Source organism: Bacillus sp. PK6-013 (genome assembly GCF_054161445.1).
The window spans coordinates 3,962,227-3,975,888 of the sequence record NZ_CP096417.1; the positions used below are offsets into that span (position 1 = coordinate 3,962,227).

Annotated in this window: 12 protein-coding genes; 9 read left to right on the plus strand and 3 right to left on the minus strand. The window is 48.2% G+C overall.

What is annotated here, in order from left to right:
• The first annotated feature begins 17 nt into the window (after positions 1–17).
• The 6 genes from M1E03_RS19865 (at position 18) to M1E03_RS19890 (ending at position 6,125) form a co-directional block, all read left to right on the plus strand.
• Complete coding sequence (locus M1E03_RS19865) at positions 18–1,352, plus strand: 6-phospho-beta-glucosidase (RefSeq protein WP_026580483.1); 1,335 nt, start codon at positions 18–20, stop codon at positions 1,350–1,352.
• Positions 1,339–2,625: a PTS cellobiose transporter subunit IIC gene (celB, locus tag M1E03_RS19870; protein ID WP_020450045.1), complete on the plus strand. Its 1,287-nt coding sequence runs from the start codon at positions 1,339–1,341 to the stop codon at positions 2,623–2,625. The genes M1E03_RS19865 and celB overlap by 14 nt, the downstream gene beginning before the upstream one ends.
• Positions 2,626–2,641: 16 nt before the next feature.
• Complete coding sequence (locus M1E03_RS19875) at positions 2,642–2,974, plus strand: PTS lactose/cellobiose transporter subunit IIA (RefSeq protein ID WP_212110300.1); 333 nt, start codon at positions 2,642–2,644, stop codon at positions 2,972–2,974.
• Positions 2,971–3,273 (plus strand): PTS sugar transporter subunit IIB, encoded by a 303-nt coding sequence (locus M1E03_RS19880; protein WP_023857786.1) that lies wholly within the window; start codon positions 2,971–2,973, stop codon positions 3,271–3,273. The genes M1E03_RS19875 and M1E03_RS19880 overlap by 4 nt, the downstream gene beginning before the upstream one ends.
• 120 nt (positions 3,274–3,393) lie before the next feature.
• Positions 3,394–4,806, plus strand: a complete 1,413-nt coding sequence (glcD, locus tag M1E03_RS19885) for a glycolate oxidase subunit GlcD (protein WP_458110576.1) — start codon at positions 3,394–3,396, stop codon at positions 4,804–4,806.
• Entirely contained in the window at positions 4,803–6,125 is a 1,323-nt protein-coding gene (locus M1E03_RS19890; protein ID WP_458110577.1) for a (Fe-S)-binding protein, read from the plus strand. The genes glcD and M1E03_RS19890 overlap by 4 nt, the downstream gene beginning before the upstream one ends.
• 59 nt (positions 6,126–6,184) lie before the next feature.
• Here the strand turns inward: M1E03_RS19890 and M1E03_RS19895 are convergent, their stop codons facing one another.
• A complete protein-coding gene (locus tag M1E03_RS19895; protein WP_020450040.1) occupies positions 6,185–7,900 on the minus strand; it encodes a serine hydrolase in 1,716 nt (571 codons plus the stop codon).
• Between the two features lie 170 nt (positions 7,901–8,070).
• On the opposite strand from M1E03_RS19895, the gene M1E03_RS19900 reads away from it, so the two are divergent.
• Both M1E03_RS19900 and pepF read left to right on the plus strand, forming a co-directional pair.
• Entirely contained in the window at positions 8,071–8,340 is a 270-nt protein-coding gene (locus M1E03_RS19900; RefSeq protein WP_017474015.1) for a GlsB/YeaQ/YmgE family stress response membrane protein, read from the plus strand.
• A 111-nt stretch (positions 8,341–8,451) separates the two neighbouring features.
• A complete protein-coding gene (gene pepF, locus M1E03_RS19905) occupies positions 8,452–10,287 on the plus strand; it encodes an oligoendopeptidase F (RefSeq protein ID WP_458110578.1) in 1,836 nt (611 codons plus the stop codon).
• A gap of 22 nt (positions 10,288–10,309) precedes the next feature.
• Here pepF and M1E03_RS19910 read toward each other — a convergent pair whose 3' ends face one another.
• Complete coding sequence (locus tag M1E03_RS19910) at positions 10,310–11,809, minus strand: amidase (RefSeq protein WP_020450038.1); 1,500 nt, start codon at positions 11,807–11,809, stop codon at positions 10,310–10,312.
• Between the two features lie 100 nt (positions 11,810–11,909).
• Here M1E03_RS19910 and M1E03_RS19915 point away from each other — a divergent pair, with 100 nt between their 5' ends.
• Positions 11,910–12,362 (plus strand): GNAT family N-acetyltransferase, encoded by a 453-nt coding sequence (locus M1E03_RS19915; protein ID WP_039073159.1) that lies wholly within the window; start codon positions 11,910–11,912, stop codon positions 12,360–12,362.
• Positions 12,363–12,393: 31 nt separating this feature from the next.
• Here the strand turns inward: M1E03_RS19915 and M1E03_RS19920 are convergent, their stop codons facing one another.
• Positions 12,394–13,524, minus strand: a complete 1,131-nt coding sequence (locus M1E03_RS19920) for a type II asparaginase (RefSeq protein WP_095292812.1) — start codon at positions 13,522–13,524, stop codon at positions 12,394–12,396.
• Positions 13,525–13,662 lie beyond the last annotated feature (138 nt).

A 13,662-nucleotide genomic window follows, 5' to 3' on the forward strand; every position in this document is an offset into this window, starting at 1 on the left:
AATGAAGGAGGGGGATTATGGCGCTGAAAGTAGTTGTTATAGGCGGAGGGTCCAGCTACACACCGGAAATTATTGAAGGCATCATCAAACGGCAGCATCAATTTCCGGTGAATGAGATTGCACTTGTTGATATCGAGGAGGGCAAAGAAAAACTTCGCATCGTCTCAGAACTCGCGAAGCGAATGATCAGGCATGCGGGGGTTCCCATCGAACTGAGCCATACAATAGATCGGGCAGAAGCGTTGCAAGGTGCCGATTTCGTCACGGTTCAAATCAGAGTCGGCGGACTGAAGGCGAGAGCTTTAGACGAAAAAATTCCGCTCAGCCACGGCCTAATCGGGCAGGAAACAAACGGAGCCGGCGGTATGTTTAAAGCTTTCCGCACAATTCCTGTCATGCTGGATATCGCTCGCGATATCCAAAAGATTTGTCCCGAAGCATGGCTGATCAACTTTACCAATCCGGCCGGCATCGTGACGGAAGCTTTGCTGAAGCACGGACCTCATCAAAAGGTCGTCGGGGTATGCAATATTCCTTACAACATGAAAAATAGCATTGCAGAAATATTCGGCGTGGATGTGAACCGCGTCATGATTGAATTCGCAGGCCTCAACCATTTTGTTTTCGGAAAAAGGGTATGGATCGACGGCATCGACCGGACGGAAGAGACGATTGAGCATCTGTTGAATGATCACCTCGGCTACTCGCCCTCCAATATTGCGGCGTTGCCGTGGAATCGCCAATTTCTGCGGTCTTTACGTATGCTTCCGAGCCCGTACCATCAGTACTATTATCAACATGAAGATGCGCTCGCAAAAGATATCGAAGCGTACAATAACAACGGAACACGAGCGGAAACCGTCATGGAAGTGGAGCGGCAGCTGTTTGAGAAATACAAAGACGCCGAGATCCATGAGAAGCCTAAAGAACTGGAAGGCCGCGGCGGGGCTTACTATAGTGAATCAGCCTGCTCATTAATGAACTCGCTTTATCATCATTCAATGGATATTCAGACCGTGAACACACTGAATAAAGGAAGCATACCAGACCTTCCCGATGATGCGGTGATCGAAGTCAACAGTGTCATTACAAAAAGCGGACCGATTCCTCTGACCGTCGGAAAACTGCCTGCTGCCATTTGCGGGCCGATCTGCCTGATGAAAAAATTTGAACAATTAGTGATTGAAGCTGCGGTCACCGGCGACTACAATACGGCATATTCAGCCATGATCACCAATCCGTTGGTCTCCTCTGATCACAAAGCTCAAAAGGTACTGGATGAAATGCTCGAGGCGCATAAACGTTACCTCCCGCAATTTTTTGAGGAGGTCTGTGAACATGAAACAAAATAAAATGATGGCATTCATCGAAGCAAACATCATGCCGATCGCCGGAAAGATCGGTTCCCAAAGACACCTGATTGCAATACGCGACGGATTCATCGCCATTATGCCTCTTATTATCATCGGTTCCCTCGCCATCCTGGTTAATAATTTTCCAATACCGGCGTTTCAAAACTTTATGACCGGCCTGTTCGGAGAGGGATGGACTGCTGTCGGCGGGGCGATATGGAATGGCTCTTTTGCTCTGTTGAGCCTTTTAGCCGTTGCGGCTGTCAGCTTTAAGCTGGCCGAGTCCTATCACACAGATGGCCTGTCTGCCGCATTAATCGGGATTGGCGCATTCGCCGTGCTTACGCCGACCACTGAAGACTTTGGCTTTTCAATGACTTGGCTGGGAGCACAAGGCCTGTTCGTCGGCTTAATCGTGGCTTTGCTGTCGACGGAAGTCTTCCGGCTGTTTTCACAAAATGAGAAATGGAAAATCAAAATGCCTGAAGGAGTGCCTGACGGCGTCACAAAATCCTTGAATGCTCTATTGCCGGCTGCCGTCATCTTATCCACTGCCGGGCTATGTAATGCTCTGATTGTTCATTATTCGGGACAAAGCATCCATGAGCTTGTTTTCAGCACGATTCAAGAGCCGCTTCAAGGTCTTTCCAACACGGTTGGGTCAGCCTTGATTTTCACTTTCTTGAATCATTTGCTCTGGTTCTTTGGATTGCATGGAACAAATATCCTCGGGCCGATCATGGAATCCGTCTACCTCCCGCTCATTCAGGAAAATCAACACTTATTCTCGCAAGGAATGAGCGCTTTTGAAGTGCCTTATATTGTGACAAAGCCTTTCTTCGATTCTTACGTATTTATGGGGGGATCGGGAACGACATTGGCTCTGCTTGCCGGCATTTTAATTGCCGTGAAATCGAAGCACTACAAAACGATCGGGAAGGTGTCTCTCGCACCCGGCCTTTTTAACATCAATGAGCCCGTTCTGTTCGGACTTCCTATTGTATTAAACCCGATCATGTTCATTCCGTTTATCTTGATTCCATTAATTTTAACGATTACGTCATATGTCGCTTTGGCTTCCGGTCTCGTCCCGAAAACTGTCGCGATCCTTCCGTGGACAACGCCGCCGATTGTCAGCGGGTATCTCGTCACCGGAGGATCAGTCCGGGGAGTCTTATTGCAAATCTTCAACCTGGTGCTGGCCACCCTGCTCTACCTCCCGTTTATAAAAGCAGCAGAACGTTCCGCCTTGCACCAGACAGAAAACGAATAAGTAAGGAGTGAATGTCATGGCAGATACACTACAATTGGAACAGGTCTCATTTGAAATCATTCTTCACGCCGGAAATGCGCGTTCTTCTGCAATGGAAGCATTGCAGCTTGTGAAACAACACGAATGGGAAACCGGATATCAAAAAATACAAGAAGCAGAATCGGAGCTGAGCCAAGCTCATCAGGCGCAAACCCGCCTTCTGCAAAAAGAAGCACAAGGCGAAGGCCTTTCACCCAATCTATTATTAATCCATGCGCAGGACCATTTAATGACAGCCATTACTGTAAAAGATTTGGCGAAAGAATTGATTCATTTATATCAAGAGCTTCAGAAAGGAAGGGAAAAATGAAGATCGCACTTGTATGTTCAGCCGGAATGTCTACGAGTATACTGGTCAAAAAAATGAGGGAAGAAGCGAAAAACCGTTCATTGAAGGCCGAAATTAATGCATATGCGGAGGCAGATTTGCCAAGTCATCTGGATGAAATTGATGTGATACTGATTGGTCCGCAGGTCCGGTATTTAAAAGGGCAAATGACAGAGCGCGCCGAGCCTTATCATACGCCCGTGGCCGTCATTGATCAAATGGCTTATGGAATGATGGACGGAGCAAAAGTGCTGAATCAGGCAATCAGCCTTGCAACCTGATGCCTCCTGCAAAGAACCGCGTTTTCTTTGAAAACGGGTTCTTTTTTTTTGAAGTTTAAAAGAATGATTTTTTGAAAGCGTTTGTTTTTGTATAATAATTGGTAAAGGATGTGATCATACATGATTTCCTCACAAGTGAAATCCCAGTTGATTGAAATTGTCGGCTCTGTCAATTATGACGATTCGAACGCCGGACGGCTCGTCTATTCTTATGATGCGACACCCCAGTTTCAATCGATGCCTGACGCGGTCATAGCCCCGCGCAGCACAGAAGAAGTATCGCAAATCGTGAAAATCTGCAACACGCACCGCATTCCGATTGTGCCGAGAGGTTCAGGTACAAATCTTTGCGCCGGCACATGCCCGACTGAAGGAGGAATTGTCCTCCTGTTTAAGCATATGAATCGAATTTTAGAAATCGATGAAGAAAACTTAACGATAACCGTTCAGCCCGGCGTGATCACGCTTGATTTAATTCACGCCGCTGAAGAAAAGAGATTATTTTATCCGCCCGATCCGAGCTCGATGAAGATCTCGACAATCGGCGGCAACATCAATGAAAACTCGGGCGGCCTCCGCGGGCTGAAATACGGAGTGACACGCGATTATGTCATGGCGCTTGAAGTCGTTCTCGCAAACGGGGATATCATCCGCACTGGCGGCAAACTCGCCAAAGACGTTGCCGGCTATGATTTGACGCGTCTTTTCGTCGGTTCTGAAGGAACGCTCGGCATCATTACTGAAGCAACATTGAAACTCATCCCGGCACCCGAAACAAAAAAAACCGTCCTCGCCCTCTATCAAGATATCGACTCTGCAGCCCAAACGGTTTCAAATATCATCGCACACAAAATCATTCCGACGACGCTCGAATTTCTCGATCAGCCCACGATTCAGGTGATCGAAGACTTCGCGAAAATCGGCCTTCCCGTCCATGCCAAAGCGGTTCTCCTGATCGAACAGGACGGCACCGAGGAAGCAGTCCGCCGTGACATTGCCCTGATTGAAGAGATTTGCACAAAAGGAAATGCTGTGTCCGTTCAAACCGCGCAAACAGAAGCTGAAGCGGAAAATCTTCGGGAGGCCCGCCGCACCGCACTTTCCGCTTTAGCCCGTTTAAAGCCGACGACCATTCTGGAGGATGCCACGGTACCGCGCTCTGAAATTGCCGAAATGGTAAAAGCAATTAATACGATCGCCGAAAAGCACAAAATATCGATTTGTACATTCGGGCACGCAGGCGACGGCAACCTTCATCCGACCTGTACGACAGATGTCAGAAACAGTGAAGAAATGAAACGGGTCGAACAGGCTTTTGAAGACATCTTTAAAAAAGCGGTTGAGCTGGGAGGAACAATCACCGGAGAACATGGGGTCGGCGAAATGAAAGCTCCTTATCTGGAACTGAAGCTGGGCAAAGCGGGAATCGCCGCCATGAAGGCGGTAAAACAGGCGCTGGATCCTAACAGCATCATGAATCCCGGGAAGATATTTGCGAAAGACTCCCGCAAGCGGGTGGTGGTGACAAAATGACGACAGCTAACGAAAGAAAGGTCATTGAACAGCAGTTTAAAAAAAGAATGGACGAGGAAGAGCTGCTGAATTGCATGCGCTGCGGCTTTTGTCTGCCGTCATGCCCCACCTATATCGAATCCGGTTTTCAGGAAAGCCATTCACCGCGCGGACGCATCGCGCTCATGAAAGCGGTCGTCGATGGGGCGATTGAGCCTGATGAGGATGTCGAACGGTCACTGGAGCTTTGCCTCGGCTGCCGGGCGTGTGAACCTGTATGTCCTTCAGGCGTAAACTACGGGCGCTTGCTTGAAGAAGCGAGGGATATTATTCAGCAGAACAAAAAACACACCCTTCCGGTTAAAGTGCTTCGCCGCGCGGTATTCAAAGGGCTTTTCCCCCACCAAAACAGAATCAGGGCGCTGACTGGAATACTCGGCGTGTATCAGCGTTCCGGCATGCAAAATGTGATTCGCAAATCGGGCTTACTTCGTCTTTTGCCGGACCATCTCGCGAAAATGGAGGCTGTTTTGCCGAAGGTTCCCGATATGAAACAGCTGAAAAAACGGCCGCACCTGCTCCCTGCGATCGGAGAGAGAAAAAAACGGGCCGCCTTTTTCTCGGGCTGCCTCATGGATACGTTGTTTTTAGATACGAATATGGCAACCATCGAGCTGCTGCGGCTGGCCGGCTGCGAGATCATCATTCCCGAACAGCAGACCTGCTGTGGTGCCCTTCACGGACACAGCGGCGAAAAGTCTGAGGCCGTCCTGCTCGCAAAACGAAATATTCAGGCATTCGAGGATTCAAACGCGGACTTTATCGTGACAAATGCAGGGGGATGCGGAGCATTTTTAAAGGAATATGATCATCTCCTGAAAGATGACTCTGAATGGCGGAAACGGGCAGCGGTTTTTACAGGGAAACTGAAAGACTTTTCTTCCGTCCTGTTGGAGCTGAACTTTGATCAGCGATCCCTTGAACTGCCGCAGCAAATCGTCACCTACCAAGATTCGTGCCATTTGCGAAATGTCATGAACACCTCCGCTGAGCCGAGATACCTTATTCGCAGCATCAACGGCATTGAATTCAAGGAAATGAAAAATGCCGAAAGCTGCTGTGGATCAGCCGGTATTTATAACATTGTCGAATCCGAAATGTCGATGAAAATTCTCGATACAAAAATGGAAGCAGCAACAGCGACCCGGGCTGCTACGATCGTTACAGCTAATCCCGGATGTCTGCTGCAAATGAAGCTCGGCATTGAACGAGCGGGGCTTACAAACCAAGTGAGAGCTGTTCATCTGGCGGATTTACTGCTGGAAGCCGTCCAGGAGTGACTAGGCGGCTCACACTTGGTATATTTCTCGGGAAATAAATCGAAATATGTCTTCTGCTGCTATTTCCGAACAGCAGGAAATTCTCCATTCGGCTGGATGAAGCGCAAACCTGTTACCTGTCCGGAATCGCCGGCTTCGAACCGGACGCTGAAACCCGGCAGGTTTTTGATTTGAAATGTCAACTCACGGTAAGGCTCAAGTTCGTAATCAGGCTGACCGGGCAATGAAACCCAGAGCGTCCGGTTGTTTCTGAAAGACACAACGACATCTGTTCCGGCTTCCAATGCATATTCGCCCGTTAAAGAAGCAAGAAATTCAGGATCGTACAACCGCTGATCCGGCTTCCTGACAAATTCGATTTCTCCAGCGCCTTCCGCCATTTCAAACGGTACGGAAAGGCGGCTGATATGTCCGTGTATATCAGCGCTGAAAGATGAGAGCATCGCCATCTCCGTGAGCGGCATTTTCATCTCGAATATATTGTAATGATAATGCTTCAAAGGCATCACAAACGAATTGAAGAGCGCCTGTAACATACCGTCTTTACACTCTATTTTGATTTCACCGTAGCCAGGGTGCTCGTATACACCTGTGTAGTCCTTCAGGTCATGAGAAGGCTTCGTTCCTTCAATTTTGGTAAGATCCGCGGTTCGATCCACCCCTAAAGCCGCTTTCATTATTTTTTCCGCTTCGCCTTTCAGCCGGCCGTTCCAATCGATCTCTTCCAATCCAAGCAAGCGGTCAAAAATATTGTACGCCAGAACATTTGGGAGAAAGCTGCCGTTCATATTTGTCAAAATGGCAATCCCGATCTTTTCATAAGGCATGAAAGCAACAAGCGATGAAAAACCGTCAATATTTCCGCCATGATGAATCATATGACGGCCACGGTACGGTTCAACAAACCAGCCGAGCCCATAGCTGCAGACAGGGAGTTCCTTCGCTTTAAGAATGGAGTCGCAGGAAATGCAAGGCGTATGCAGCTCATGAAGGCTTCCCTCTGATAGAACACCGCTGAATTTGTCGCTACCAAGCTGAAGCAGCACCCAATTTGCCATATCCAAGGCATTGGAATTGATCGATCCAGCCGGCCCGATCACATCGATATTGCGAAAAGGAATTTTTTCAACTGTTCCGTTTTTCTCTTGATATGGAAAGGCAAAATCGGAAAGCTTTTGCATATCTTCGACCGAGAAGCTGCTGGATGTCATATGCAAGGGTTTGAAAATCCGCTCATGAACAAACTCCTCCCATGTCGTTCCCGCTATTCTTCCTGCAAGATAACCGGCCGTCATGTACATCAGGTTCTGATACTGCCATTTTGATCGAAAATCCAGATTCGGCTCAAGGTAGCGGAGCCGTCTGAAAAGCTCTTCCCTTGAAAAGGAGGAATTGTACCACATCATTTCGTGTCTTGGGAGGCCCGAACGATGGCACGCCAGATCACGGGGAGTCATCCGTTCGGTTGCCACCGGATCATACATCTTAAACTCCGGGAGGTATTCCCTTACCGGCTTGTCCCATTCCATTTTCCCTTCATCAGCCAAAACCGCCATCGCCGCCGTTGTAAATGCCTTGGAAGCGGAACCGATCGCAAATACCGTTTCCGGGTTCACTTTTAATTTCCGTTCTTTATCCCTGAATCCAAACCCTTCCGCCATGATGATCTCGTCTTCCTTAATGACTGCAACAGCGGCTCCGGGAACGTTCCACTCCTTCATTTTTTCCAGGGCAAATGCCCGAAAGCCTTTTAATTCCTTTATAGGCTGTCTCATTTTACTCTCCTCTCTTGATTTAAGCGTCTTATGCCTGTTCCAGGTGTCCGTATTCCATACGTTTGTTCGCCCGAATGGTTTCATTTAGAGAAAATTTGTATATTTATTCACGAATTCCAAAAGATAGGTATAAGGCTGAAAATGTCTAAAAAACAAGGAGGTTTTGTTCAATGTTTGGATTTATTTGGTCATTGATCATCGGCGGAATTTTAGGCTGGCTGGCCGGCCTCATTATCAGACGTGATGTACCCGGAGGAATCATTGGAAATATTATCGCGGGATTTATCGGTTCATGGCTCGGCTCCATGATTTTGGGACGCTGGGGTCCGATGATCGGCGGATTTAATATCATTCCGGCTCTGATCGGTGCGATCATTTTGATTTTCATCGTCAGTCTTGTCATGAGAAGTATGGGCGGACGAAACCGCAATGCTCAATAATGGATGATTTACGACGGTTTCATTAGAAACCGTCGTTTTTTATTTCATTCTGCTGCCGTCTTTTATATAATTAATTAGAAACACGAAATATTTTCAAGGGGAGGCTGTACATTGGAAAAAGTGGCAGAAAAAAGACCGAAGCGCTCTGAGGTGCCGCAGGAACTGACTTGGAATCTTACTGATTTATTTTCTTCTTATGAAGCTTGGGAAGACGCACTTGTGAAAATTGAGGAAGATCTCGTATCCATCGGCTCATTTAAAGGAAGGCTTCACGAAGGAGCTGACGTGTTGCTCGATTGTTTAATGCTGCAGGAAAAACTGCTAGAGCGCCTAGTCCGGGCCGCCGCCTATACTCACCTCAGAAAGTCCGAAGATTTGACAAACCCCGTCAACCAAGCCGACGCTTCAAGGATGGCCGCACTTCAAGCAAAACTAAACGCCGGGCTTTCATTTATCCAATCGGAAATTCTCGAATTCCCCGAAAATCAAGTGGAGACGTACATAAAAAATGAGAAAGGACTGGAGCCTTTCAGCAAAATGCTGTCCGAGATAATGGAGCGCAAGCCGTATAAGCTTGCTCCCGAAACAGAGGAAGCGTTAGCCGTTTTAGGCGAAGTGCATGATGCACCGTACAAAATTTTCGGGATGGCGAAGCTTGCAGATATGCAATTTTCACCGATTCAGGACCGGAACGGCAATGATTTGGCCAATTCGTTCGCGTTATATGAAGGAAAATACATGTTCTCTCCTGATACGCATATTCGCAGAACCGCCTTTGACTCCTTTACAAATACCCTGCAAACATACAAAAATACCATCGCCGCCGTCTATGAAACAGAAGTCAAAAAACAGGTCGGCATGTCAAGGCTTCGCGGATATCAATCCGCCACCGATATGCTTCTTCAGCCGCAAAGCGTCACGCTCGAAATGTACCACAACCAGCTTGATGTGATTAAAAACGAACTTGCACCTCATATGCGCAAGTATGCCGCCTTGAAAAAACGCGTATTAGACCTCGACGACATGCGCTTCTGCGATTTGCAGGCTCCGCTTGATCACGACTTCAGTCCAAAGACGACTTACGAACAGGCCGGCCGGATGATCTTGGACGCTTTACAAGTGATGGGACCCGAGTACGCGGAAGTCATGGAAACCGCATTGACTGAGCGGTGGGTTGATCTCGCTGACAACATCGGCAAATCCACGGGTGCGTTTTGTTCAAGTCCGTACGGAGTGCATCCCTTCATTTTGATGACATGGACGGATACGATGCGGGACGCCTTTACCCTTGCCCATGAACTCGGTCATGCCGGTCATTTCTACTTGGCAAACCGCAAGCAGCGCATCATGAATGTCAGACCGTCTCTATATTTCATCGAAGCGCCTTCTACAATGAACGAAATGCTTCTCGCCCAGCATTTGTTTTCCAAAACAAATGACCCGAAAATGAAGCGCTGGGTCATCAACCAATTGATGGGCACGTATTACCACAATTTTGTCACCCATCTGCTTGAAGGGGAATATCAGCGGAGAGTCTACGAACTCGCCGAACAAGGGTGCGCACTTACCGCTTCCGTACTGTCTGAACAAACCACCGCCGTGCTGTCCGAATTCTGGGGCAGCGGAGTGAAGCTTGATGAAGGGGCAGGTTTAACATGGATGCGTCAGCCGCACTACTACATGGGGTTATACCCTTACACCTATTCAGCCGGGCTGACAGCATCGACAATCGTCTCGCAGCAAATTAAAGAAGAAGGTCGCCCTGCCGTCGAGAGATGGCTGAACGTTTTAAAAACAGGCGGTACAATGAAACCGCTGGACCTGTTGAAACACGCGGGTGTTGACATGTCGACGGATCAACCGATACGCCAGGCAGTTGCGTATGTCGGAACATTGGTTGACGAGCTCGAAAAACTGTATGATCCAAAAGAAGACCGGCCTGATTAACAGCCGGTCTTCTTTTATGCGGTTACAGACTGCCGAACTTCGGATTGCCTTTCATTCCGATCCATAAGTCTGATTGCTCTAATAAATGTGCGGTGCGAAGCAGCCAATGTTCCTTTCCTTTCGGTGCCGTCACTTGAACGCCGAGCGGTAAACCTTCATTTGTGAGGTGGACCGGGACGCTCATCGCAGGCTGTCCGGTTAAGTTGGCAAGCTGTGTGAATGGTGTATATGTCAAGCTTTTCAAAAACATTTGATAAATCAACGACTGCTGCTCATTTTTTTCCAGCTCACTCACTTTCAGGAGCGCTTCGGCTTCTTTTTCGGTATGAGTAAGCTCGCCGACCTTTGGAGCGGGGTAAGCCGTTGCAGGGGTCACATACAGATCATAGGTCTCATGAAACGCCGCCATTTGTGCAGCTGCTTGATCCCAGGAAGCAAGGCTTGCCGTAAATTCGGCTGCCGACACTTTTTTGCCTGCTTCATTAAGCACCCATGTGACAATTTCAACATCCTGAACAGTGATCGCTCTTCCAAGCGTTTTTTCCATTCCTAGAATCATCGCGGAAATTTCACCGCTGTTCATTAAGTAGTAGTTCTCCATTAACCGGAGTCCATCAACGCCGTTCGCCTGCTCTTCGACGCGGTGTCCCTGCGCTTCCAGCCATTTAACGGTGCGGTGAACGGCTTGTTTGGCTTCATCACTGACAGGCGTTCCGACGGGTGATTCTACAGAAAATGCGATATTCAACGGGCGCTCCAGCCCTTTTTTCATATCCTCTTCATAATGGCCCGGAAATAAAGGCGTTTGAAAAGCGGCTTCAGGCTGAACGGTTTGCAGGATATCAAGGAGCGCAGCGCTGTCCCTGACCGTACGGGACAGCGCAAAATCGATCGATGCTCCCTGCCATTGCCGCCCGACGCCCGGTCCTACAGGCGTTCTGCCCCGGGTCGGCTTCAAACCGAATAGCCCGGTAAATGAAGCGGGGATCCTAATGGAGCCTCCCCCGTCACTAGCTCCTGCAAGGGGAACGATTCCGGCCGCCACCGCTGCAGCGGAACCGCCGCTTGAACCGCCGGGTGAATAATCGGTGTTCCAGGGATTTCGCGACGGCCCGTATAATTCAGGCTCAGAAATATTTTTCAATCCGTATTCGGGCGTATTCGTTTGGCCGAGAAATAAAAAGCCGGCGCCGCGCAATTTAGCAACGAAATTCGAATCGCGCTTTGGTTGATAAGATGAAAGTAGCTTGGCGCCGGCTGTAAGAGGCTCCCCTTTCAACGCTTGGGAAATGTCCTTTAAAAGGATCGGCACCCCGGCAAACGGCTGCTGTCTGATATCGAGCTGTCTGCATTCATGTTTGACTTGTTCTTTTCTCGTCCGAACGACCGCATTCAGTTCTGGATTGACTTCTTCAAGGCGGGAAAAAGCAGCATCGATTAATTCGTTCACCGTTACTTCCCCATGTTTGATAAGCTTAGATAAAGCAACTGCGTCATGCTTCATATAGTCAGATATATTCATATCAGTACCTCACTTTACTGTTCGCTTGTGTTTACTATTGTGCATGAGCCTTTTGAGGATTTCAATGTTTTCAGTTTAGATCAAAAAGGAGATGAGTGAAATGAATATTCGAAGGTTACACCCAGAACATGAGCCGCCGCTTGATTTACTGTTGACGGCAGACCCTTCCGAAAAACTGGTTATCGATTATCTCAAACGGGGACAATCCTATACAGCAGAAATCGACCGCCGGATTGTAGGTGTCTATGTGCTGCTGCCGACGAGACCAGAAACAGCAGAGCTCGTCAATATCGCCGTCAAAGAAGATCTGCAGGGAAAAGGAATCGGCAGACAATTGGTTATGCATGCGATTGAAACGGCAAAATCACAAGGATTTAAGACAATTGAAATCGGAACCGGGAATTCAAGCATCGGGCAGCTTGCGCTCTATCAAAAATGCGGATTTAGAATCACCGGCATCGACCGCGACTTTTTCTTGAGGCATTACGAGAAACCGATATACGAAAACGGCATGCGCTGCATCGATATGGTTCGCTTAGCGCTCGATCTTTAAAAAATCCGCCGGGCTCCCCGGCGGATTCTCGTCAATATTCTTCAAAATAGGACTGGATCTTTTTCGGATCATCTGTTTTGGTCAGCGCCAGCATCAGCAAAATCCGGGCTTTCTGCGGGTTCAAAGAGTTGGAAGCCAATATGTTTTCCTTTTCAAGATCAGGATTGGGCGTGACAACCCCGCTGCCGGTGCGTGTAGAACGCACGACTGCCGCCCCTTTTTTCACCGCTGCGACTGCCCCTTTTTTCGCCTCGTCAGAGACTGAACCGTTTCCGCTTCCCGCATAGATAATGCCTTTCGCTCCCGCCTTGATTGCAGCGTCAAACAGATAGCGCCCGTCGTTTTGATACCCGTATATGATGTCGACTTGAGGAAGCAGATTGATCTTGGAAATATTAAAATCGGTATCTTTCGTATGCTTTTTTGTGATGTCATTATGAAAATAGATGCCGTCGGCAATATTGCCGAGGTAACCCATTTCTTCCGACTTGAAAGTGTCAGGAGCTGTCGTATGGGTTTTCGTCACATATCTTGCCGCAGCAATCCGGTCATTCAGCACCACCATGGTTCCTTTCCCGTAAGCTTCCTTGCTCGCAGCGACCTTTACAGCATTGTACAAGTTGGCAGGCCCGTCGGCTCCAATCGCTGTGGAAGGCCGCATAGATCCGACCACAACGACGGGTTTATCACTTTTGAGGACGAGATTTAAAAAATAAGCCGTTTCTTCCAAGGTGTCCGTTCCGTGAGTGACGACAATTCCATCGACATCATCTGAAGCTAAAAGCTTCGCAGTGCGCTTGCTCAATTTCAGGAGCGTTTTATTAGTCATATTCTGACTTCCGATGTTTGCCACTTGTTCTCCGCTGATATTCGCGATATCCTTCATTTCCGGAACGGCTTCGATGAGCGAATCAATCCCGACTGCACCCGCTTTATAATTGGTCGTCGACGTTTTGGACTGATTCGCTCCGGCAATCGTCCCCCCTGTGGCTAAAATTCTTATGTTGGGCAGGCCCTCATTTCCTTGAGCAGTCTTAGCTGACGCAGTTTCCGTCTTCGCCCGGGCCTTTGTTTCATTTCGAGATTCGTTTGAACCGGAGCACCCGGCATTGATCAAAAGCAATAAGCCTAACACAATAAATAACATTCGTTTTTTCGTCATGTTTTGATCTCTCCCTGCTGCGAAGTCCGCTAATTATATATGTATTTTCTCTTTCCTCCTCTCTTTCATACCAGTTTAAAATGCATTTATACGCTGTCTATTTATATGTTAGATTTTCTTCTGCGTTTTTTTGCATTA

Coding starts and splice junctions, on each gene's coding strand:
- M1E03_RS19915 (WP_039073159.1), top strand. CDS start 11,910: ATGAATATTCGAAGGTTACACCCAGAACATGAGCCGCCGCTTGATTTA.
- M1E03_RS19920 (WP_095292812.1), bottom strand. CDS start 13,524: ATGACGAAAAAACGAATGTTATTTATTGTGTTAGGCTTATTGCTTTTG.
- M1E03_RS19880 (WP_023857786.1), top strand. CDS start 2,971: ATGAAGATCGCACTTGTATGTTCAGCCGGAATGTCTACGAGTATACTG.
- M1E03_RS19910 (WP_020450038.1), bottom strand. CDS start 11,809: ATGAATATATCTGACTATATGAAGCATGACGCAGTTGCTTTATCTAAG.
- M1E03_RS19900 (WP_017474015.1), top strand. CDS start 8,071: ATGTTTGGATTTATTTGGTCATTGATCATCGGCGGAATTTTAGGCTGG.
- M1E03_RS19895 (WP_020450040.1), bottom strand. CDS start 7,900: ATGAGACAGCCTATAAAGGAATTAAAAGGCTTTCGGGCATTTGCCCTG.
- celB (WP_020450045.1), top strand. CDS start 1,339: ATGAAACAAAATAAAATGATGGCATTCATCGAAGCAAACATCATGCCG.
- M1E03_RS19865 (WP_026580483.1), top strand. CDS start 18: ATGGCGCTGAAAGTAGTTGTTATAGGCGGAGGGTCCAGCTACACACCG.
- M1E03_RS19875 (WP_212110300.1), top strand. CDS start 2,642: ATGGCAGATACACTACAATTGGAACAGGTCTCATTTGAAATCATTCTT.
- glcD (WP_458110576.1), top strand. CDS start 3,394: ATGATTTCCTCACAAGTGAAATCCCAGTTGATTGAAATTGTCGGCTCT.
- M1E03_RS19890 (WP_458110577.1), top strand. CDS start 4,803: ATGACGACAGCTAACGAAAGAAAGGTCATTGAACAGCAGTTTAAAAAA.